Source organism: Enterobacteriaceae endosymbiont of Plateumaris rustica, assembly GCF_012562965.1.
Classification (GTDB): Bacteria; Pseudomonadota; Gammaproteobacteria; order Enterobacterales; family Enterobacteriaceae.
This window is the reverse complement of record NZ_CP046228.1, coordinates 1-2,229: the sequence shown is the minus strand read 5'-3', so window position 1 is coordinate 2,229 and position 2,229 is coordinate 1. Positions and strand designations below refer to the sequence as shown.

Genomic DNA, 2,229 nt, shown 5'->3' with positions numbered 1-2,229 from the left:
GAGTGTACTTATAGTAAAGGAGGTGATCCAACCACAGGTTCCCCTACGGTTACCTTGTTACGACTTCACCCCAGTTATGAATCACAAAGTGGTAAGCGCCCTCCATAAAAAAGGTTAAGCAACTTACTTCTTTTACAACTCACTTCCATGGTGTGACGGGCGGTGTGTACAAGGCCCGGGAACGTATTCACCGTAGCGTTCTGATCTACGATTACTAGCGATTCCGACTTCATGGAGTCGAGTTGCAGACTCCAATCCGAACTACGATATATTTTGTGAGATCCGCTTACTCTCGCGAGGATGCTTCCCTTTGTATATACCATTGTAGCACGTGTGTAGCCCTGGTCGTAAGGGCCATGATGACTTGACGTCGTCCCCACCTTCCTCCGGCTTATCACCAGCAGTTTCCTTTGAGTTCCCGGCCGAACCGTTGGCAACAAAGGACAAGGGTTGCGCTCGTTGCGGGACTTAACCCAACATTTCACAACACGAGCTGACGACAGCCATGCAGCACCTGTCTCATGGTTCCCGAAGGCACTAAAGTATCTCTACTAAATTCCATGGATGTCAAGACCAGGTAAGGTTTTTCGCGTTGCATCGAATTAAACCACATGCTCCACCGCTTGTGCGGGCCCCCGTCAATTCATTTGAGTTTTAACCTTGCGGTCGTACTCCCCAGGCGGTCGACTTAACGCGTTAGCTACGAAAGCTACAAGTCAAGCTTACAACCTTCAAGTCGACATCGTTTACAGCATGGACTACCAGGGTATCTAATCCTGTTTGCTACCCATGCTTTCGCACCTGAGCGTCAGTATTCGTCCAGGGGGCCGCCTTCGCCACTGGTATTCCTCCAGATATCTACGCATTTCACCGCTACACCTGGAATTCTACCCCCCTCTACGAAACTCAAGTATATTAGTTTCAAATGCAATTCCTAAGTTGAGCTCAGGGATTTCACATCTGACTTAATATACCGCCTACGTGCTCTTTACGCCCAGTAATTCCGATTAACGCTTGCACCCTCCGTATTACCGCGGCTGCTGGCACGGAGTTAGCCGGTGCTTCTTTTACAAGTAACGTCAGTAATAAAGTTTATTAAACTTTATTATTTCTTTCTTGTTGAAAGTACTTTACAACCCTAAGGCCTTCTTCATACACGCGGCATAGCTGCATCAGGCTTTCGCCCATTGTGCAATATTCCCCACTGCTGCCTCCCGTAGGAGTCTGGACCGTATCTCAGTTCCAGTGTGGCTGATTATCCTCTCAGACCAGCTAGAGATCGTAGCCTAGGTAGGCTTTTACCCTACCTACTAGCTAATCTCGTCTGGGTTCATTTAATGGCATGAGGTTTCACAATAACAATGAAAATATTATAAAATCCCCCACTTTTGATCTTACGATATTATGCGGTATTAGCTATCGTTTCCAATAGTTATCCCACTCCATTAGGTAGATCCCCAGATATTACTCACCCGTCCGCCGCTCGCCGACAATAAATAGTAAACTATTCATTTCGATGCCGCTCGACTTGCATGTGTTAAGCTTGCCGCTAGCGTTCAATCTGAGCCATGATCAAACTCTTTAGTTAAAAAGCAAAAAATTTTAATATAAATTATATATTTTCTCTAAAATAGAATGCCCACATAGATTTACTGATAAATTATTAAAGAACTAAAATAATTATTAACATTTTTATAATACTATATTATGTATTAAAGTCAATTTTTATATCAAAATATTTTTTATTTACTAAAGATATCGTATTTTTAATATTTTGAATATCATTTTTCCTTTAGGAATTTTTATTGAAACAATATCATTTTTTTTTTTACTAATTAATCCTCTAGCAAGAGGAGCATTAATAGAAATTAAATTTTTTTTTAAATTAGCTTCATCATCACCTACAATTTTATAAGATATAATTTTATTAGTAGTGATATTAATTATATTTACAGTAGAACCAAAAACAACTTTATCTTTATTCTTTATTTTAGTAATATCTATAATTTGACAATTAGATAATTTGAATTCTATTTCATTAATACGTCTTTCACAAAAACTTTGTTCTTCACGTGCTGCATGATATTCAGCATTTTCTTTTAAATCACCATGCTTTCTAGCTTCAATAATATTATTAATTATTTTATATCTTTTTATATTTTTTAATTGATTTAATTCTTTAATTAATTTTTTTGATCCTTTTAAAGTCATAGGTATTTTATTTATCAT

Annotated in this window: 1 protein-coding gene and 1 rRNA gene; both read right to left on the bottom strand. The window is 38.7% G+C overall.

All coding sequences use genetic code 11. The features are described 5' to 3' along the window. Positions 1-15 precede the first annotated feature (15 nt). Positions 16-1,588, bottom strand: a 16S ribosomal RNA gene (locus GJT82_RS00010). Positions 1,589-1,749: 161 nt separating this feature from the next. Then, entirely contained in the window at positions 1,750-2,229 is a 480-nt protein-coding gene (greA, locus tag GJT82_RS00005; protein WP_211080465.1) for a transcription elongation factor GreA, read from the bottom strand.